Source organism: Streptomyces finlayi, from assembly GCF_014216315.1.
In the GTDB taxonomy this organism is placed as follows: domain Bacteria; phylum Actinomycetota; class Actinomycetes; order Streptomycetales; family Streptomycetaceae; genus Streptomyces; species Streptomyces finlayi_A.
On record NZ_CP045702.1, the window covers coordinates 1 to 17,407 of the forward strand.

Consider the following 17,407-nt stretch of genomic DNA (forward strand, 5'->3'; position numbering starts at 1 on the left):
TTGATCTGGGAAGCAAACACAACTGCGGAATCGTCACCGGTCTCGCGACAGTCACCGGACGCAGCGTGGCCTTGGAAATGGCCGCCTACGTCGGCGCGCAGGCGGCCCGATGAACATCCGGCGGAACAAGATGCGGGCCAAGCGAGAAAACATGCTCTGCCCTGCGGGCCGTTCCCGTCACGCACATCGCCCACTGGCATGGGGACAGTCAGCTCCGTCACCCACTGCGGCCTCATCCGGCGGCAGTGCCCTTCCCCGCTGATCGCCACGGCAGAGGCGACCCGGGACGCCACCTCCGGCCGCACACGGGAGCGGGCGCAGGCGGCCGTCGCCCGTGCCTATGTCCTGGCCACCGAACTCACCGTCAAACAGCACTCCGAGGCTGCGTGGGCCACAGCCGACCGCGCCCTCATCGCCGCCCGGGCCAGCGGCGATCCGCGTCCCCTCAGCGACGCGACGCGGGTCCTGGCCATCACCATACGCCGTGCCGGCCGCAGCGCAGCCGCCGTGGACTTCCTGGCGGGTGGCCCGCAGGCTGACACTCTGGCCGCCCGCGTCTGCTGCTGATGACCGCTGCCTACACGACCGGCGTCCGGGGGCCGCCGCAGCACCGCGCTCGACCTGCTCCAAGAGGCAGAGGAGACAGCGGCTGGATCCCCCGTCGACCAGAGCGGAAAGCCCGTCGGCCTTTTCACGATCTCGGCGGAGCTCCGCCGAGGTCTCGATGTACCGGATCAGCAGCCTCACAGTCCTCGGCACGGCCCGACGACGCCGTTCCGTACGTCAGCCGTGTCGAGCCCGCGCAGTTGGCGAACACCGAAAGGGTCGCGCGCTACCTCACCGACAACTGCCCGAGGCGCGCCGCGTCCGCAGATCAAGCGCGTACACGTGGCGTCCGCCACCACCACCCGTCTCCGGCTCGGCGGCCGGCACCCCGGCCCTCGGTGACGCGATCGCGGCCCGCGACCTTCTGCTGTCGCTGCGGGAGCGGCGCCGCACACGCTGCCTGCGCCGCAGCGTGGTCGGGACCCGAGTACCGCCGGGGCAAGCCGTCGGTGCCTTGGTATGCCCTGGCATAGCTACACCGGGGCGAGCAGTTCTCCGTGGTCGAGGACCTCGCGCAGTACGACGGAGATTTCCTCGGCAGCAGGTTCACGGCAGCGAGGGCTTCGGAGGTGAGGGGATCTCTTCGAGAGGTACTCGCCGCGGTCGTCCCGCTGGAACTCGGGGCCGCTGCGGTCCGCGAAGTTCCACGTCTTGATGCGGGCGAGGTAGAAGTGTTCGGTCTCGCCGGATGGGTTCTTCACGCTGGTGGAACGGGCGCACAATCTCCGCCTCACCGGCGATCTCTTCACGGATCTCGCGCAGGAGTGCGGCCTCGTGTTGGCGTCGGTTTCTTCGACGCCGCCTCCGACGACACCCAGTAGGGGGTTCGTCCAGGGCGGACTCGCTTCATCAGGAGGGTGGTGTTGTCAGGGGTGATCAGGATGGCGCGGACGCCGCTGCTTCACGGGTTCGGTCTCCCTTGTGGCTGGGGGCGGTGGGCTAATTCATGAGCCCAGCCGCCGTCGATGTGATCTTGCCAGAGCCCGCAAAGTGCACAGGCGGGTACAACTGAACGTGCACGGCGGTGGTGCACGAGTAGTACGTCGGCGCTTTGCCTCTGCTGATCAGTCCCTGTCCGGGGTGAGGCGGGCCCGTGCGGGAGGTGAGGTGGCGTCGCTCCGATGTGCTGCTGGTGCGTCGAGCCGCCTCACGGTAGGCGTGGGCCGCCGCCTCGTGGTCGCCGAGTTGTTCCAGGAGACGGCGCGGGACTGCGAGCAGGCGATGGTGGTGTGCGGTGCGCCAGTCGGAGTCCAGGGTCGCCGGCAGGTCGGGCCCGGCGGCGGGGCCGTGCACCATCGCGACGGCCGCACGGTTGAGGGTGACCACCGGGTTCGGCGCGAGGTGCTCCAACAGGCTGCACAGGGCAAGGATCTGCGGCCAGTTGGTGGCGTCGACATGCTCGGCCTCGTCTCCGACAACGCTGGGTGGCAGCACAGGAGCAGCAGCGCCCGGGAATCGTCCCGGTCCGCGTCCGCCTCGGCGTTCGCGGCGCGGCAACTCGGCCTGGGGGGCGCCGGCGATGCGGCCCTCGCGTTGGCGCCGCGCCTTGCTCGGTCAGAGCTCGTAGCTGCGTAGGCGCGCCAACGGCTCCTCTCAGCGCGCGCTGAGGGTCAGCGCAGTGGAGGCGAGGCGCACCTGGGCGTGATCGTTGAGGGCTCATGCAGGACCGCTTGCCCTCATTCCGTTTGGGCGCGTTTGAGCGAAAGGCTGATGCGGCGACGTTGGCGGTCCACGTCAAGGATGGCTACGCGGACGTGGTCGCCGGCCGCGAGTACCTCCTGCGGGTGCTCGACGTCGTGATCGACCAATTCGGTAAGGTGGACGAGGCCCTCTACGCCCTCTTCCACCTGGACGAACGCGCCGAACGGCACCAGCTTGGTCACCGTTCCCGAGACCGTGTCCCCGCCCTTGTGGGTATCGGCATAGTGCTGCCAGGGATCGGGCTGCAGTGCCTTCATGGACAGGCTCACCTGCTCCTGTGCGAAGTCGATGCTGATGATCTCGGCGCGGATTTCCCGACCGACCGGGGCAATGTCGTCCACCGAGTCGAAACGGGTCCAGGACATCTCGGGAACCCGGAGGAAGCCGAGGTATCGGCCCAGATCGTCATCGAGGTGTACGTACACCCCGATGTCATTGAGCCCCGTCGCGACAACGCCGGTGACAGCCTCGCCCACTCGCAGCGATCAGATCGGCATCCATGACAGCAGAGAAGTCACTCACGGCAACCCACTGAACGGCAGAATCCCACCACCCACCGCACTGACATCACCATGCCGAACCACCACCGACAAAAATCCGCAGATCATCAGTCGGGGGCGTCTGCGGCTGCGGGGCGGCCGGTTCGGCTTCGGGCAGCAGGGCTGAGGCCTCGGCGATGTGGTGTTCCACCTGCTGCAGCTCGGGCTCCAAGAAGGGCCGCATGGCCCGGCGGTGGCAGACGAGGACCAGGCGGATGCCCGTGCGCCGGTGCAGGGCCAGGAGGTCTTTGAAGCGGTGCGGGGTGAGCAGGTGGGCGCGCAGCAAGGTCAGGTGGGTGATGGGGGTGGCCAGGATCCAGGCGGCGGCGGTCGTCCAGGCCGGGACCGGGTCGAGTGGTCGGTGGCTGTTCAGGGGTACGGGCTTGTTCAGGGCGGCGAGGATGTCGTGGGCGAGCGCGACGGCCGAGTCGACGCCCGGGGTGGGGTGGACGGTGAGGCGTCCTTCGTGCGGGGCGTGGGATGCCAGGGCCGCGCGGGTGTGGACCACGTCGTCGTGCGGGTCGATGATCACCGTGACCGGAGGCGGGTTCGGGCAGTCCAGCATCAGACCGCCCGGCGGTGGCTCAGTTTGCTGTAGGCCCAGTGCAGGAGTTCCTCGTCCACGTGTGCGCGTCCGGATTCTTTCATCCTGACGGTGAGGTGGTGGGTGATCTTCGCCCAGGCCCGGAAGTTCCCGTGGGCCGCTTCCCGGTCGCACAAGGCGATCAGTTCAGTGTCCCGCGTCCGTCCGGGCGGGGTGGAAGGCCGGGACGACGGCCAGGACCTCGTCCAGCGGCATGCGGTCGATCTCCTGCCATGCGTAGACGCGGGACTCCAGCATCGGTTCGCCCTGCAGCATCTCGAAGCAGCCGTTGCCGCCGGTGAAGACGATGGTGAGGTCGGAGTCGGTGTCGTCCCACAGGGGGTGTGTCAAGTTAACGGCTGATCCTGGCTGTTGGTGTTGTCAGTGGTCGGTGGGGGTGAGGCGGTGAAGCTGTAGCGGCCCAGGACTTTCAGGTTCTTGTGCTTGAGCGGGGAGAGCCGGGCCACGTCCTCGTCCCTGATGTCGTGGCCCTCCGGCGCGGACCTGGACGAAGACGTCCTCGCCGAGGCCGCCGCCGAAGCGCGGGCCTTCGGCGCCGGCCCGGCGGCCGCCGTCGACGAGCTGGTGCGCGGCCTGCTCGGGCAGTTGGCCGACTGGCAGCAGTCGATCGGCGAGCTGGGCCCGCGCGCTCACCACGGCAACTGAAGGCCGACCGCTACCCGGCTGGTCCACCGACGCCGGCCGCACCGAGGGCATCGGGTGGCGCCAGGCCCGCACCACGCTGCTCGAGGCCGTCGCACGCCACCACCACGCTCACCTGCTCGCCGCCATCGTCGAGCTCGGCGGTGAGCTGGAGCTCCCAGCTACCCGTAACGGGCGCTTCAGGGGCGCGGTCATCCCAGAAGGCTGCGCGGTCAGCGCCGGCCGCCGCCGATGCGGCGGTCGTCGGCCAGTGCGGTAAGCGGGCCGAACTCGCGGGCAAGCTGGTTCCACGTCAGAACCTCGCCACAGCGGGCCGGGAACTCCTTCGGGTTGAACTCGGGCATGGTCCAGGTGCCAGTGCCCCGGTCCCGCAGCCACAGGTCCCCGTCACCGTCGACCACAGTCGGCGGGACCGGTACGGGCTCGGCCTGATCGGTGGGCTCCCAGGTGACCCGGCCCGGGTGGGAAACGCGGCGCAGTTCGGTGGTGGCCAGCCGCGCGGCCAAGTCACGGGTGGACTCTTCGGCGTCCTTGACCGACGCGAGTCGGTATGCGTCGTCAAGTACGGGCAGGGCTGGATTCTTGCTGCGCTTTGAACTCATACGCTGACTACCTCCGGTGGGGGGCGTCACATCCGTTATGGCACCCCGTGGAGGAACACGGTATCCGAGGCGGGAGCCGGGCCGGCTACGACCACTGTCCAGGTGGAGGCACTGGCACACCGGGCGGTAGGGCTAGGAGCGTGTCTCAGTAACCGGCACCCTGCCTGTGGTTCGTCATCATTCATGCGTGATGATGGCGGTATGAGTGGTGGGGATGGGCTGTTCGAGGTCGAGCCGGTCGAGAAGAAGCGGCCGCAGGGCCCTGCGGCGGCGGTCGGCAAGACGTTTCGGGCGTTCGATCCGCATCAGGTCCTGCTGCTGCCGCCGTCGCTGGACGACTGGCTGCCCGAGGACCACCTGGCCCGGTTCGTCGCCGACCTGGTCGACGAGGTGCTGGACCTCGGGCCGGTCCTGGGCCGACTACACCGAGAAGCGCGGCTATCCGCCCTACGATCCGCGGCTGATGCTGCGGTTGCTGATCTACGGCTACACCACCGGGGTGCGCTCATCGCGGGCGATCGAGCGCAAGTGCGCCGACGACGTCGCGTTCCGGTTCCTGGCCGCCGACCAGGCCCCGGGCTTCCGGTCCATCTCCCGGTTCCGCCGCCGCCACCTGGACGCGCTGGCCGACCTGTTCACCATAGCTCGAAGGAGGCGTCGGCCGCTTCGTAGGTGTAGCCCTGGAGCTCGCGCTCCTTGATCCGCTCCACGAGCCGCCACAGAAACTCGTGGTCGTTGGACACGTCGTAACCCAGTTCCTTGGCCTTCAGCTCCGCTGACGCGCGGCCCGCCATGTCGGAGACGAGCACCCGCATGGTGTTGCCGACCAGCTCGGGGGCGATGTGCTGGTACAGGTCGGGGTCGACCTTGATCGCGGAGGCGTGCAGTCCCGCCTTGTGGGCGAAGGCGGAGACACCGACGTACGGCTGGTGTGTGGAGGGTGGGAGGTTCACGATCTCGGCGACGGCGTGCGAGACACGGGTCATCTGACGCAGACTGCCCTCGGGCAGTACCTTCATGCCGTACTTGAGCTCCAGTGCGGCGACGACGGGGAAGAGGTTGGCGTTGCCGACCCGCTCGCCGTAGCCGTTGGCGGTGCACTGGACGTGGGTGGCGCCGGCGTCGACGGCGGCGAGGGTGTTGGCGACGGCGCAGCCGGTGTCGTCCTGGGCATGGATGCCGAGCCGGGCGCCGGTTTCGGCGAGCACGGTGGAGACGACGGCCTGCACCTGGGCGGGCAGGCGGCCGCCGTTGGTGTCGCAGAGGACGACGGCCTCGGCGCCGGCGTCCGATGCGGCCCGGACCACCGAGTTCGCGTACTCCGGGTCGGCCTGGTGGCCGTCGAAGAAGTGCTCGCAGTCGACGAAGACCCGACGCCCCTGCTCGTGCAGGAAGGAGACGGTGTCGCGGACCATCTCCAGGTTCTCCTCCAGGGTCGTGCGCAGGGCGAGTTCGACGTGTCGGCCGTGCGACTTGGCGACCAGCGTGATGACGGGGGCGCCGGAGTCGAGGAGCGCTTTGACCTGTGGGTCATCGGCGGCTCGCGCGCCCGGACGGCGGGTCGCGCCGAAGGCGACGAGCTGTGCGTTTTTGAAGGTGAGCTCCTGCTGCGCGCGGGAGAAGAACTCCGTGTCCCGCGGGTTGGCTCCGGGCCAGCCGCCCTCGATGAATCCCACGCCGAAGCCGTCGAGATGCCGGGCGATGGCCAGCTTGTCCGTGACCGTGAGGTTGATGCCCTCGCGCTGTGCTCCGTCGCGCAGGGTGGTGTCGAAGACATGAAAGGCGTCATGGGTCATGGCGGGTTTTCCCTGTCCTGGGCTGCTGGGCCTGGTGAGGCCGCTGTGTCAGGTCGCTGATGGCAAAACAAAAAAAGACCCCTCGCGAAATGCGAGAGGTCTGCGTGCGGGCGATGGCCGCCTGGGAGGGATCGCCCCCAGGTCAACTCGGTGCCAGCACGCTGCCGCTAATAATGAGCTGGCGCTGCATGGCAGGGATTCTCACACGGCCCAGCCACCGCGGGAAGGCCGTCTCGCGATACGGAACGCGGCCAACCGCTCCGGCCCGGTATGCGGTCCCCGCCCCGTACCCGGTGTTGCGCAGCGTTCAGGACTGCGGAACAAACCCCGTGGCCCTCCTCGGGCGGACACTCCTGATGCCCCAGCCCGGCCGGGGAGTGCCAAGTCAGCCTGACACTTCCTCCGGTCGCCGGTCATCGCCGGCTGTGGCGGGGATGGCGTTGTCGATGAGGACGGCGGCGATGGCGGCGGCGGTGGGAAAGGCGTCGGCGTTGAGGACCCGGGTGCGGGCAGCGGCGCCGTCGATGAGCAGCGCGAGCTGCTCGCCGAGCTGTTCAGGGTCGGCGGCGCCGGCCTCGCGGGCGGTGTCGGCGAGCCGCGCGGCGACGGCCTTCTTGTAGTCGCGTGCGTACTGGGATGCGGGGTGCTGGGGATCGTGGAGTTCGACGGCGGCGGCGATGTAGGGGCACAGGGGCGTGGTGGGGGGGATGTCGAAGGCGGCGAGGAGCCGTTCGCGGGGCGTGAGGTCGGTGCGGTCGAACACGCCGGACAGAACGGAGGGGTCGAACCGGCGCAGGTACTCGGCGACGAGTTCGTCCTTGCCGGTGAAGTGCTGGTAGGCCGTGCGCTTGGACACCTGGGCCGCCGCGCAGAGCTGGTCCATGCCGGTGCGGTTGATGCCCTGCTCGCGGAACAGTTGCTGGGACGCGCTGATGATGCGCTCGCGGGCGCCCCGGCCGCGGCGGCGGCCCGTGGGGCCCTTCTCCAACTCCGTCATGGCTCCATCGTACCGCGGCTAGGTAACGACCGGTGTACATAGCTTGCGCCCTGACCACCCGCCGCGCACGTTAAGCACACAGAGCGGTGTACTTAGCACCGTCGCCTCAGGCACACACGGCACCACCAACCCAGGGAATGACCATGGGAAAGCTCGACGGCAAGGTCGCGGTCATCACCGGCGGCACCACCGGCATGGCGCTGGCCGGCGCGAAGCTGTTCGTCGACGAGGGAGCGCACGTCTTCATCACCGGCCGCCGCCAGGACGCCCTGGACGAGGCCGTGAAGCAGATCGGCCGCAACGTCACCGGCGTCCAGGGCGACGCCGCCGACCTGGACGACCTGGACCGCCTGTACGACACCGTCAAGCGGGAGAAGGGCAGCCTCGACGTGCTGTGGGCCAGCGCCGGCGGGGGCGAGCCCGCCCCGCTCGGCGAGATCACCGAGGCCCAGTTCGACACCTGGTTCGGGCTCAACGCCCGCGGCACCCTGTTCACCGTCCAAAAGGCCCTCCCGCTCTTCAACGACGGCGGCTCCATCCTCATGACCGGCTCCAACGCCTCCCTCGGCGCCTTCCCCGGGTGGAGCGTCTACGCCGGCAGCAAGGCCGTCCAGCAGGCCTGGGCCCGCATTTGGCTCAACGAGCTCAAGGACCGCCGCATCCGCGTCAACGTCCTGACCCCCGGTCAGGTCGCCACCGCCAAGCAGGAAGAACTCTTCGACGAGGCCACCAAGCGCCAGTTCGAGTCCCTCATCCCCCGCGGCCAGATGGGCCGCCCCGACGAAATCGCCACCGCCGCCCTCTTCCTCGCCTCCGACGACTCCAGCTACGTCAACGGCATGGAACTCGTCGCCGACGGCGGCACCACCGCCATCTGAACCGGACAACACACAACCAGGGCAGGACATCTCATGAGCAGCATCAGCATCATCGGCACCGGGAACATGGCCCGCACCATCGGCGCGCGGGCCACAGCGGGCGGCAACACCGTCGAGGTCATGGGCCGCGATCAGTCCAAGGCCGCCGGCCTGGCCAAGGCGCTCGGCGACGGCGCCACGACCGGAGAATGGGGCACCGCCCCGGCCGGGGACATCGTCATCGTGGCCCTGTTGCACAGCGGGGTCATGCCGGCCGTCACCCAGTACGGAGACGCTCTCGCGAACAAGGTCATCGTCGACATCAGCAATCCCTTCAACTCCACGTTCGACGGGCTGGCCCACCGGGAGGAGACCTCGATCGCGCAGGAAGTCGCCAAAGCGGCCCCGGCCGGCGCCAGCGTGGTGAAGGCGTTCAACACCGTCTTCCGCCATGTCCTGGAGAAGGGGCGGCCCGACGTCTTCATCGCCGGCGACAATGCGCAGGCCAAGGCAAGTGTGGAGGCGTTCGTCGAGAGCCTCGGGCTGCGCCCGCTGGACGTCGGCGGCCTGAAAATGGCGCACTGGCTGGAAGGAGCGGGGGTGGTCACGGTAGGCCTCGCCAACCACGGGGTGGGAAACCTGGACTTCGCCCTCAGCATCACCGAACTTCCCCTCTGAGTAAACGGTTGACGGATCACCGAAGGCGCTCAGCGGGGGCGACCCGACCGTGATCGTGAGGCTGGGTCATCAGGAGTAGGCAGCGCGCCATAGGCGGCGGACAGCCGATGCCGACCGCGTTCCCGGCGCGGGAGACGATCAGCAGTCCGAGGAGGGCATGAGGTCGGATACAGCGGATGTGTGGTGTGTCCGATGCGGGATTGCGTGGGCAGCGTGCGGACCACGCCAGTGCGGTCGGCGAGCTGCCGGCGCAGCAGACGGTTCTCCGTCATCGACTGGTGCAGGGCGCCGACCAGCACCTCGACGCCGGTCTTCAGCTGGGCGATCTCCTCGGCGTCGGCGGCCCGCACCTCTTTGGGCTTGCGGACCTGCCGGCGCAGTCGCTTCTCGCCTTGGCCGGAGCCGCGGTGGAGCCAGAGCGGATCGACGCCGATCCGCGCTTCCGTCGACACCCTCCCCGTGCATGGCAGTGTCAGCGGTTACAGAACCGCCACGCCCGAACATGCACCCCGCATCCGCACATCCGGGTGGATCTTCACGAAACTGGTGGCGCACGGACGCCGCGCATGATCCATAAAAGGGTGTCATGGCCGGGTGCTTGAGGGCTGAGGGCTCGGGTCAGGGGGTGTCCGGGCCGGCTCCGCGCAGAAAGAGGTCGACGACGTCCTGGGCCAGGCGGTCGGTGGTGGCCGGGGTGCAGTCGTCCTGTGGGGGGTGGACGGTGGCGGCGAGCTCCATGAAGGCGGTGGCGAGGAAGCCCGGGTCGGCTTCGCGCAGTTCGCCCGTGGCCACCGCCTGGACCATGAGGTCGGTGACGGGCTGGATGAGGCCGCGCACGTAGGCGTGGGAGACCTCGGCGCGCTGGTCCTCTTCGAGGTGGCGGGTCGCGTAGTAGATCTGGTTGCTGAGCGCGGAGTTGTAGGTGCCCCGGGCGTAGGAGGCGGCGAGGGCGAGGAGCTTGTCGCGCAGGGTGCCGGGGGTGGCGAGTGCGCTCTGGAGGAGGGCCGAGGCTTCCTTGGTGTAGTGGTCGGCCACCTCCATGAACAGGGCGGGTTTTCCGCCGGGGAAGTGGTGGTAGAGGCTGGCCTTCTTCACGTCGACGGCTTTGGCGATGTCGTCGAGGGAGACGCCGAGGTAGCCGTAGTCGGCGAGTCGGCGGGCGAACTCGTCGCGGGCACGGGCGCGGGTGTCGCTCTGGCGGGGCATGGTGGTCAGACTCCTGTACGGGTACGGCGGGTCAGGGTGAGGTGGGCCGCGGCGGCGCCCGCCACCAGGATGGCGAGAGCGACGAGGGCGCCCGGCAGCAGGTTCTGCTCGTTCCAGGGTGCGGTGAGCAGGCTGCGCATGGCTTCCAGCGGCGGGGTGAGCGGGTTGATGTCGGCGGCGTGGGCCATCCAGCCGCCGAGCTGGTCACGCGGGACGAAGGTGGCGGTGAAGAAGGAGAGTGGGAAGAAGACGAGGGTCACGGAGCCGACCGCCGAGCTGTTGCCGGTGTGGAGGCCGACCGCGGCGGCCAGGCCGGCGGAGGCCGGCGGAGGCCGGCGGAGGCCAGGGTGAGCGTCTCGCCGTCGGCGCCGGGGCGGGCGAGCCGGATGCTCCGAAGTCCCGGCCGAGCCCGACGGCACGGATGGATGAGGTGGCGACATTGCCCATACCTAAAACCTACCTATCGATAGGTAGGTTTGGCAAGCGGCCCCGCCGGTCCTGAAGCCCGCCGGGCACAAAGCGCGGGCAGACCAGGGTTCGAGCTGATGCCTGCACGGGATGCGGATCCGGACGATCTGCCACCGGTCTGACGGCAGCCCTGGCTCTGGTCAACGACCTCCCGGCCCGTGGCCGTGCTCCAAGTCAGGCGTCCGGTTCGGTGGTGTAGCGGAAGCCAGTGGTGCGACGGTCGGGGTCCGGGGTGTCCGCCCAGCCCCAGGTGATCGGGGTGCCGGAGGCCAGTTCGGCAAGGCGGTCGGGATCCGTGTACTGGAAGCGGAGCCGGTATTCGCCTTCAGCCCCGGCTCCGGGTTCGGTCGCCGGGGAGCACTCGACGACGCGGACGTCTCCGATGAACAGGGCGGGGCCGAGGGCGCGGGCAGGGACCGGGCCACTCAAGGTGACCAGGAACTCGACCGCTTCGGTGCGGTCAGCCAGGGCGGACCGGAAGTTGCGCGGCGGGCGCCTCTCGTAGAGCCGGCGTCCGAGAAACCGGATGTCCAGCACGTCGGGGAGGTTCCAGTCCGGCCGGGAACGACCCGGCAGTTCGGAACCGGCATCGACTGACATGTTCCGCCTCCTCTCCGTCCCGGGGCGCGGGCTCGGCTACTTGACGATCTGGAGATCGTCGAAGGCGAGGTCTCGCTCGTCCTCGCGGTTGCAGCGGATGAGGACGGCCACGATCTCGTCCAGCCGCAGCCGCTCCTCCCTGCCGAAGCATCCTGCATGGAAGCGCAGCGTCGTCGGCATCGACTTGATCAGACCCGGGTTGCGCGGATACGGACGCGGAAGTCCGCCCACCACGTCGGAGTCCAACCAGGCCCGGTTGCCGTTCGTGTCCTCGACGCCCAATTCGAACCCGGTGGCACCCGGGGGAACTTGCGATCCGTCCGTCACCTCGGCGGCACGGATCCACAGCTCGGTGCCCACCAGATCGGTGGGCTCGGTGAGTTCGGACCGGAAGGTCCGGCCACCGGCGCCCGCCAGAGCCACCATGCCGGTTGTCTCACCGTAGAAGGAGTCGTTGAAGGCCCCGGGGACCTGCTGGAAGGGGAACTCGTCCGCGCTCAGACCGGACAACTGCGCGGTCGGCCGTCCCAGGGAGTTCTTCTCGATGGTGTTCCCGTCCTGATGGTTGTCGACCGTCAGCACGTCCTGTCGCGCGAAGGCCAGGTGGACGTAGTGGGTGAGTACTCCTGCGGGCAGCACCGAACCGTCGAGATACGCGGTGGCACTGCCGTGCCCCAGCAGGGTGGACCGGTACAGGGCACAGCCGTACGCCGCCAGGATGCGCTCGTGGTCCGCCCGGTCGATCACCGCGGGCTGAGGCGGCGTCCACAGACTGTCGTCATCGAGCCACTGCCGGTTGAAGAAGTTGTGGTTGGTGAAGTCGACGTACTGCTGGGACTTGAACGGCCCGGGCGCGGCCAGGTCGTAGAACTGCGCGCCGTTGTTGGACGATACGTCGCCGTCGCCCGCCGGCAGCAGAGTCATGAACGCGTGGCTGGGAGCGGGCTGGACGCTCGGCAGACCGTCGTAGTTCGCCCAGTTGGTGGGGGCCAGCGAGAGGGCCGACCTGATGGTGACGCCGGGGAGGGAGACGAGGCTGGGGACGATCACCACCGCCTCCCCGGCCCGGGAGTGGCCCATCAATCCCACCCGGCCGAAGTCGATGCTGTGGTGGAACATTGAACCCGGATCGGCGTCGACCGCCTGAAAGTGCTTGATGTTCTCGATGATCAGGTCCGCCCGGTCCTCGATATTGGCGAACCCGCTGGCACCGTTGTTCAGGGCGTTGCAGTCGATGGACACGGCGATGACGCCCATCTTCGCGAGGTCGTGCTGGAAGTAGTCGTAACCGAGGTAGCTCGGGTCAGAGGCCGAGTGCATGCCGTGCGCCATGAAGACAATCGGCACCCGCCCCAGCGCCGACAGCCGCTGGTTGAACGGCTGGTTCACGCCGTCGTCCTGAGCCGGATAGTAGACGCTGCCCTTGTTGCCGCCGACGCCGTATTCGAGCCGGCCCACCGGGAACAGGTCGAGCCAGGACGGGTTTCCCGCGCTCGGCGGGTCCACGCAGGCCACGCGGATCTCCACGGCGTACAGGCCGTAACAGCCGCCGAGGTCTTGGACCACGTGCAGGGTGTCACCATGGGCCACGGTCTTGGTCAGCGTCACCATCGGTCCGCCGCCGACGCCCACGAGCGTTCCGTCGAGCCACGCGCGGACGACCGCACCGGGGACGAACGCGGAGAGCGTGATGTGCGCGTCCCCGGCCTGCACCGGGCCGACCTGAGGCGGCGGCAGACTGGAACATGGCAGCACCGTCCCGATACCCGGCAGGCTGGGCGGGTCCTCCGGGCACATCGCCTGCGTCGCGCTTGGCGGTTCCGCAGTCGTGAACGGGCCCAGTCCGCCGACGGCCAGCGTCCCGCCCCAACAGCCCCAGGTACCCAGTGGCGTGCCCCCACGGTAGACGGTGACTTTCGCACCGTTCACGACGCCGTGCACGACCACCTGCTGGGGGTCGCTCCCGTAGACCGAGTCGACGGTCGGCGCGGGCAGCGGTTGCGGCGGGAACAGCGCGTTGTGCCCGACGGACGGCGGACTCGGGTCCCCGCACAACTCGAACCAGGCGCGTGCCTGCTGCGCGAGGGCGTACGCCGGGCTCACGTCCACACCCTGTACCGGCCCGCAGCCATCCTGCCGGCCGACCTCGGTGCCGTTAGCGGTGATCCAGACGTTCCCGCCGGTCAGCAGATTGGTGACACCCGTGCGGACGCCGCAGGCATGGACCGGAGCGGGATTGATCTGCGGCCGCGGGGGACCCGCGGGGAAGTCCACGGTGTGGTCACGGACCGTCACCGGGGCGGACCAGTCGCTCTGCGCCGTCGCAGTCGTCTGCCGCGCCCGCACCTCCTGGGTCGCCGCCAGAGCGCCAGGCAGGGGCACGGTGACGCCGAGGGGCCAGGGACAGCCACCGTTGACCACCGGTGCGCCGACGCCGTCGACCTCGACCTCGACGTCGGCACCGGGGACGTAGTCGAAGACGACCACGGAGGTGGCGCACTGATAGACCGGCTGGTCCACGCGGGGCGGGGAGAGGAGACGGGGATCCTCCGCCAGTTGGAGGCCCTTGCGTTCGACGATCTTGGCATCCATGGGCAGTACCTCGACGTACCTCGACCAAGCAGTCAACCCCCATCTCACGTTCCCATGAGGAGGTACGACCGGCAACCGGACCGGAACATGCCTGACGCGGACCACGGATACGGGGCCCTGTCAGCTGAAGACGACCGAGTGGCGCTTCAGGCGTTCCGTGCCGTAGCGGGCGAGGGGTCGGAGGGTGAAGTAAGCCTGAGACAACGTCACCCGTCATGCGATACCACCCAGAACAGTGCACCTATCCCGATCTCTCACCCCGCGACAGTGAACCCGCACCGCAGAAAGCAGCAGACGGGGTCAGGGCCCGCTGCTTCTCCAAGCCTCCGGCAGGATTCGAACCCGCGACACCGCGTCAGGAGTCCTCCCTGGCGGAACAGCGACGCGTGGAAAGGCGGTCGCGTGGCGTGGGGGCCGGGGAACCACCCCGGACGAAGGAGGTTCAGCCGGCCAGCGAGCCGGTGAAGATCTGCCAGGCCAGAAGTGACTTCGCCACGAGGCTGAGAACCAGGTAGGCCTTCTCCCCGTATGCGTAGTCGGACCACCGGCCGACTCCGCGGTACTGGAGCCACTGGTTGAGACCGAAGCTGAAGAAGAGGGCGGCCTGGACGAGAACGATCCCGTACACGAAGCCGGGGATGGCCCCGGTCGCGACGATGTTGTACGTGATCGAGAGCCACGGCGTCACACCGACCAGCGTCCCGAACCAGAACGGGAGCATCGTGGTCACCACCCGTCCCGGCGGGTTCATCTCCTCCTCGATCCAGCCGAAGAGAATCATCCCGACGTTGGCGCCGATCACGGCGATGACGGCGTTGAGGCTGGTGATGCCCGAGTAGAAGCCGATGAGGAGCACCATCAGGGTCGCGCTCAGCGCGTACTCCAGCCACCTGAATCGGTTGATGCCGCGTCTGAGGTCGCGTTCGTAGGTGCCGCGGCACACCGTCGCCGTCAGCAGGTGGTCCAGTGCCGCGAGGGTGAGGAAGACGGCGACGGCCCAGCCGATCGGCACGTCGAACAGTGCTTCGGGGGCAGGCGCCTTCGTCCCTGGGGGCCCCTCGGGCAGAGAGGAGGTGACGGTGATCGAGAAGCTGCCGGCGAGGAAGAGGATCGCCAGGGCCTGGACCAGGTGCAGCAGCGTGAGCCCCACGTTCCACGCACGGAGCCCGGCGAGGCGTTCGGCGGTGACACCGGTGGCCACCGGTGTGCCGTCCTCTCTTCTCAAAATTCCTCCCGAGGGTCGGCGCCGCAGTACGTCTGCATGGTCGTCCCGTCCGGGTGGGGATGACGGCAATCACGTCGCTGCCCCGCCAAAAGCCACACGAGTGGCACAACGAACCGCCGCACCCGCCGCCGCACCCGCCGCTCTCCGGGACGGTCCGCGCGCCGAGAGCGAGTTCGCCCCCCATCCCCTGCGGTGCTGATGTGGCCCGTTAACTCTTTCGCGGTCCTGCAACGCGACCGCTGGCCTCTGGGCCCGGCATGACTGTTGCCCTCTGCCGAAGGCCCCCCGAAGATGATCATCGCCACTGTCCACAACCTCCCGGGACAGGACAGCTAGCGCACGGTCCGGTGCCTCGGCACAGTCCCGGAAGGAGGTGCGCTCGCGTCCGGCAAGCGCCAGCCCGAGCGGCACCACCGCCGGTGATCACCGGATGAGCCGATCGCCCGGTACGCGTGCGTGTCCCGAATCTGCCGCAGGGATCAGGCGTCCGCCCAGGTGTGTCCGGCCCGCTCCAGTCGTCCTCGGCCCGCGGCCAGATGGGTCAGGGCGCGGGGAAGATCACTCAACGGCTCGCAGAGGGCCTGGACCGCCAGGTCCAGGCCGGCCGGCGGTATACCGCGGTGGGCCAGCACACCGGCGAGGAACAGCAGGAAGTCGGTGAACACGCGCGGGTCGTCGACGAAGACACCCGCGGCGAGGAAATCCACCAGGAACCCCAGGTCCTCGACAGCGGCCTCGTACCGGTCGTCGGCGCACCGGCCCATCGGCGGGAAGTGCCGGCGCAGGTGGTCGGCCAGGTGCCGCAGAAGCTCACCGCGACGGCTGACGAGTTGGGTGTACTCCCCGTCAGCCAGGTGGTCCAGTGCGGGCTCCCCGGACAGCGGCGGCGGCCACTGTCCCACCAGCAGGTCCGCGGCGTCCACCGCGGTGCGCGCGTAGAGGTCGGCACCCAGCGCACGGGCCCAGATGCCGTCCGGTCCGAAGCCGGCGCCACCGACCATGACCGGGACACGCGCCAGTCGGCACGCCTCGATCGTGTGGTACACCCGGGGCAGGCGCACCGCCAGCATGCACGACAGGACGATCAGATCAGAGCCGTTCTGATGGAGATACGAGATCAGGTGTGCCGTGGGTACCCCGGCACCGAGGAACCGCACCGTGAAGCCGCGCAGTCGCAGCACCTCCGCAACAATGTGGGCGGGCAGGGTGTGCCATTCGCCGTCCGGACAGGCCACCACGACGCTCCCGAGAGGATGGTCGGGGACCGCTGTCGCGGCGGCGAGTGCGGAGACTGCCCGGTTGCTGACATGGGTGGCCGCGTGTTCCTGGGCCACACTCCACTCGTTGGTCACCCAGTGCTCGCCAACCGCTGCCTGGGCGGGTGCGATCAGGCCGAGCAGCACGTCCTCGGCGCTGACGCCGCTGGCGAGAAGTTCCAGGACGAGTGCCACGGCGGCGGTCTCGTCCGCTCGGGCCAGGTGGTCGTCGAAGGCCGTGCGGACACTCTCGATGGCGTCGGAGCGCTCGGCGGTCACTGCGACTGCCCCCCGTCCGTCGGCGCCGCAGGGGCCGCAGCCTGCACGGCCAGAACGGCGAGGTCGTCATGGTCGCCTCCGGCCAGCCACTGCCCGCTGCGCAGGTCGATACGCTCGGCGACCGCGCCGGCCGGCATGCCGAGGCAGGCGGCCAGGTCGCGCATCAACCGTCGTTCGCCGTACATCTCCTGCTCCGTCGGCCCGCCGCTCGCCTCGGTCACACCGTCGCTGTACAACAGCAGTAGTTCGCCGGCCGCCAGCCGGATCTCCGTCTGGTGGAAGTCCGGGTCGGGCAGGGCGCCGACCAGTGTCCCGCCTATGTGCACTTCCTCCACCGCGCCGTCCTTGCGCAGCACCAGTGGTGGGAGGTGGCCGCGGCCTCGTCCCGCTCGGCGGCCGCCAGCCACCGCCACACCGCACGCTCCCGCACCCCCAGCACGCCCGCCGCCGACCTCACCTGCCCAGTGGTGAGCTTCCCCTCCCGCCGCAGGGCCAGCAGACGGCGCACCACAGGCCCCCGCAACGCCCGAACCGACACAGCCGGCAAAGCCCCACTCGAATCACCACCCGCCCCTTCCGGAGTCGGACCCTGCCATGTCTGATCCACACCCCCGAGCACACCAACACCCATCGACCAGCGGATCAGAACTCACGAAACTGAGACAGCATCACCCCTCACGCGATAACACTCCACGACAGCGATGTCCCATGGATCTCTCACGCCCAGGACAGTGACCCCACACCCCGAAACAACCCATG

The 17,407-nt window shown here is 69.1% G+C and carries 21 protein-coding genes and 2 pseudogenes; 5 read left to right on the top strand and 18 right to left on the bottom strand.

The genetic code is table 11. The features are described from left to right. The first annotated feature begins 198 nt into the window (after positions 1–198). A complete protein-coding gene (locus F0344_RS00005; protein ID WP_185296811.1) occupies positions 199–567 on the top strand; it encodes a hypothetical protein in 369 nt (122 codons plus the stop codon). 512 nt (positions 568–1,079) lie between these two features. Here F0344_RS00005 and F0344_RS00010 read toward each other — a convergent pair. The 6 genes from F0344_RS00010 to F0344_RS35225 all read right to left on the bottom strand — a co-directional run bounded on the left by F0344_RS00010 (position 1,080) and on the right by F0344_RS35225 (position 3,780). Then, positions 1,080–1,307, bottom strand: coding sequence for a hypothetical protein (locus F0344_RS00010; protein ID WP_185296812.1), 228 nt, complete (start codon positions 1,305–1,307; stop codon positions 1,080–1,082). Between the two features lie 238 nt (positions 1,308–1,545). After that, the gene (locus F0344_RS36425) at positions 1,546–2,040 is read right to left on the bottom strand and encodes a hypothetical protein (RefSeq protein ID WP_185296813.1); all 495 of its coding nucleotides are present in this window, start codon (positions 2,038–2,040) and stop codon (positions 1,546–1,548) included. A 242-nt stretch (positions 2,041–2,282) separates the two neighbouring features. After that, on the bottom strand, positions 2,283–2,783 hold the full coding sequence (locus F0344_RS00020) for a S1 RNA-binding domain-containing protein (protein WP_185296814.1): 501 nt from the start codon (positions 2,781–2,783) through the stop codon (positions 2,283–2,285). 91 nt (positions 2,784–2,874) lie between these two features. After that, positions 2,875–3,411, bottom strand: a complete 537-nt coding sequence (locus F0344_RS00025) for a hypothetical protein (protein ID WP_185296815.1) — start codon at positions 3,409–3,411, stop codon at positions 2,875–2,877. Continuing rightward, the gene (locus F0344_RS35220) at positions 3,411–3,566 is read right to left on the bottom strand and encodes a hypothetical protein (RefSeq protein ID WP_258049529.1); all 156 of its coding nucleotides are present in this window, start codon (positions 3,564–3,566) and stop codon (positions 3,411–3,413) included. Before F0344_RS35220 ends, F0344_RS00025 begins: the two co-directional genes overlap by 1 nt. A gap of 10 nt (positions 3,567–3,576) precedes the next feature. Then, the gene (locus F0344_RS35225; protein WP_258049530.1) at positions 3,577–3,780 is read right to left on the bottom strand and encodes a hypothetical protein; all 204 of its coding nucleotides are present in this window, start codon (positions 3,778–3,780) and stop codon (positions 3,577–3,579) included. A gap of 93 nt (positions 3,781–3,873) precedes the next feature. Here F0344_RS35225 and F0344_RS00035 point away from each other — a divergent pair, with 93 nt between their 5' ends. Next, positions 3,874–4,095 carry a hypothetical protein gene (locus tag F0344_RS00035; RefSeq protein WP_185296816.1) on the top strand — a complete coding sequence of 74 codons (222 nt, stop codon included), beginning with the start codon at positions 3,874–3,876 and terminating at the stop codon, positions 4,093–4,095. Between the two features lie 209 nt (positions 4,096–4,304). Here F0344_RS00035 and F0344_RS00040 read toward each other — a convergent pair whose 3' ends face one another. Next, positions 4,305–4,694 carry a hypothetical protein gene (locus F0344_RS00040; protein ID WP_185296817.1) on the bottom strand — a complete coding sequence of 130 codons (390 nt, stop codon included), beginning with the start codon at positions 4,692–4,694 and terminating at the stop codon, positions 4,305–4,307. Between the two features lie 177 nt (positions 4,695–4,871). Then, positions 4,872–5,000 carry a hypothetical protein gene (locus F0344_RS37015; protein ID WP_445585686.1) on the bottom strand — a complete coding sequence of 43 codons (129 nt, stop codon included), beginning with the start codon at positions 4,998–5,000 and terminating at the stop codon, positions 4,872–4,874. 6 nt (positions 5,001–5,006) lie between these two features. On the opposite strand from F0344_RS37015, the pseudogene F0344_RS00045 reads away from it, so the two are divergent. Then, positions 5,007–5,361, top strand: a pseudogene (locus tag F0344_RS00045) (transposase); the annotation flags it as partial. On the opposite strand, the pseudogene cimA reads toward F0344_RS00045, so the two are convergent. Beyond that, a pseudogene (cimA, locus tag F0344_RS00050) lies at positions 5,336–6,490 on the bottom strand (citramalate synthase); the annotation flags it as partial. The pseudogenes F0344_RS00045 and cimA overlap by 26 nt on opposite strands. Positions 6,491–6,875: 385 nt before the next feature. Continuing rightward, positions 6,876–7,487 (bottom strand): TetR/AcrR family transcriptional regulator, encoded by a 612-nt coding sequence (locus tag F0344_RS00055; protein WP_185296818.1) that lies wholly within the window; start codon positions 7,485–7,487, stop codon positions 6,876–6,878. A gap of 143 nt (positions 7,488–7,630) precedes the next feature. Between F0344_RS00055 and F0344_RS00060 the strand changes: the two genes are divergently transcribed. Continuing rightward, positions 7,631–8,365 carry an SDR family NAD(P)-dependent oxidoreductase gene (locus F0344_RS00060; protein WP_037738440.1) on the top strand — a complete coding sequence of 245 codons (735 nt, stop codon included), beginning with the start codon at positions 7,631–7,633 and terminating at the stop codon, positions 8,363–8,365. A gap of 33 nt (positions 8,366–8,398) precedes the next feature. Continuing rightward, a complete protein-coding gene (locus F0344_RS00065) occupies positions 8,399–9,022 on the top strand; it encodes an NADPH-dependent F420 reductase (RefSeq protein WP_185296819.1) in 624 nt (207 codons plus the stop codon). 29 nt (positions 9,023–9,051) lie between these two features. Here F0344_RS00065 and F0344_RS00070 read toward each other — a convergent pair whose 3' ends face one another. The 8 genes from F0344_RS00070 to F0344_RS00105 form a co-directional block, all read right to left on the bottom strand. Next, a complete protein-coding gene (locus tag F0344_RS00070; RefSeq protein ID WP_185296820.1) occupies positions 9,052–9,474 on the bottom strand; it encodes a hypothetical protein in 423 nt (140 codons plus the stop codon). 166 nt (positions 9,475–9,640) lie between these two features. Then, positions 9,641–10,228: a TetR/AcrR family transcriptional regulator gene (locus tag F0344_RS00075; RefSeq protein WP_185296821.1), complete on the bottom strand. Its 588-nt coding sequence runs from the start codon at positions 10,226–10,228 to the stop codon at positions 9,641–9,643. Between the two features lie 5 nt (positions 10,229–10,233). After that, positions 10,234–10,488 carry an ABC transporter permease gene (locus F0344_RS00080; protein ID WP_258049531.1) on the bottom strand — a complete coding sequence of 85 codons (255 nt, stop codon included), beginning with the start codon at positions 10,486–10,488 and terminating at the stop codon, positions 10,234–10,236. Positions 10,489–10,870: 382 nt separating this feature from the next. Further along, the gene (locus F0344_RS00085; protein ID WP_185296822.1) at positions 10,871–11,296 is read right to left on the bottom strand and encodes a hypothetical protein; all 426 of its coding nucleotides are present in this window, start codon (positions 11,294–11,296) and stop codon (positions 10,871–10,873) included. A gap of 36 nt (positions 11,297–11,332) precedes the next feature. Beyond that, positions 11,333–13,888 (bottom strand): hypothetical protein, encoded by a 2,556-nt coding sequence (locus F0344_RS00090; protein ID WP_185296823.1) that lies wholly within the window; start codon positions 13,886–13,888, stop codon positions 11,333–11,335. A 442-nt stretch (positions 13,889–14,330) separates the two neighbouring features. Further along, positions 14,331–15,089 carry a heliorhodopsin HeR gene (gene heR / locus F0344_RS00095; protein WP_185296824.1) on the bottom strand — a complete coding sequence of 253 codons (759 nt, stop codon included), beginning with the start codon at positions 15,087–15,089 and terminating at the stop codon, positions 14,331–14,333. A 503-nt stretch (positions 15,090–15,592) separates the two neighbouring features. Then, positions 15,593–16,648, bottom strand: coding sequence for a cobalamin B12-binding domain-containing protein (locus tag F0344_RS00100; protein ID WP_258049532.1), 1,056 nt, complete (start codon positions 16,646–16,648; stop codon positions 15,593–15,595). Then, positions 16,645–16,983, bottom strand: coding sequence for a SpoIIE family protein phosphatase (locus F0344_RS00105; protein ID WP_185296825.1), 339 nt, complete (start codon positions 16,981–16,983; stop codon positions 16,645–16,647). Before F0344_RS00105 ends, F0344_RS00100 begins: the two co-directional genes overlap by 4 nt. Positions 16,984–17,407: the final 424 nt, after the last annotated feature.

Excerpts from the sequence above, each read along its gene's own strand:
- F0344_RS00060 (WP_037738440.1), top strand. The coding sequence starts at position 7,631 with ATGGGAAAGCTCGACGGCAAGGTCGCGGTCATCACCGGCGGCACCACC.
- F0344_RS00005 (WP_185296811.1), top strand. The coding sequence starts at position 199 with ATGGGGACAGTCAGCTCCGTCACCCACTGCGGCCTCATCCGGCGGCAG.
- F0344_RS00090 (WP_185296823.1), bottom strand. The coding sequence starts at position 13,888 with ATGGATGCCAAGATCGTCGAACGCAAGGGCCTCCAACTGGCGGAGGAT.
- F0344_RS00065 (WP_185296819.1), top strand. The coding sequence starts at position 8,399 with ATGAGCAGCATCAGCATCATCGGCACCGGGAACATGGCCCGCACCATC.
- F0344_RS00025 (WP_185296815.1), bottom strand. The coding sequence starts at position 3,411 with ATGCTGGACTGCCCGAACCCGCCTCCGGTCACGGTGATCATCGACCCG.
- F0344_RS00040 (WP_185296817.1), bottom strand. The coding sequence starts at position 4,694 with ATGAGTTCAAAGCGCAGCAAGAATCCAGCCCTGCCCGTACTTGACGAC.
- F0344_RS00055 (WP_185296818.1), bottom strand. The coding sequence starts at position 7,487 with ATGACGGAGTTGGAGAAGGGCCCCACGGGCCGCCGCCGCGGCCGGGGC.
- F0344_RS37015 (WP_445585686.1), bottom strand. The coding sequence starts at position 5,000 with ATGCGGATCGAACGCCCGAAACGTCTTGCCGACCGCCGCCGCAGGGCC.
- F0344_RS00085 (WP_185296822.1), bottom strand. The coding sequence starts at position 11,296 with ATGTCAGTCGATGCCGGTTCCGAACTGCCGGGTCGTTCCCGGCCGGAC.
- F0344_RS00075 (WP_185296821.1), bottom strand. The coding sequence starts at position 10,228 with ATGCCCCGCCAGAGCGACACCCGCGCCCGTGCCCGCGACGAGTTCGCC.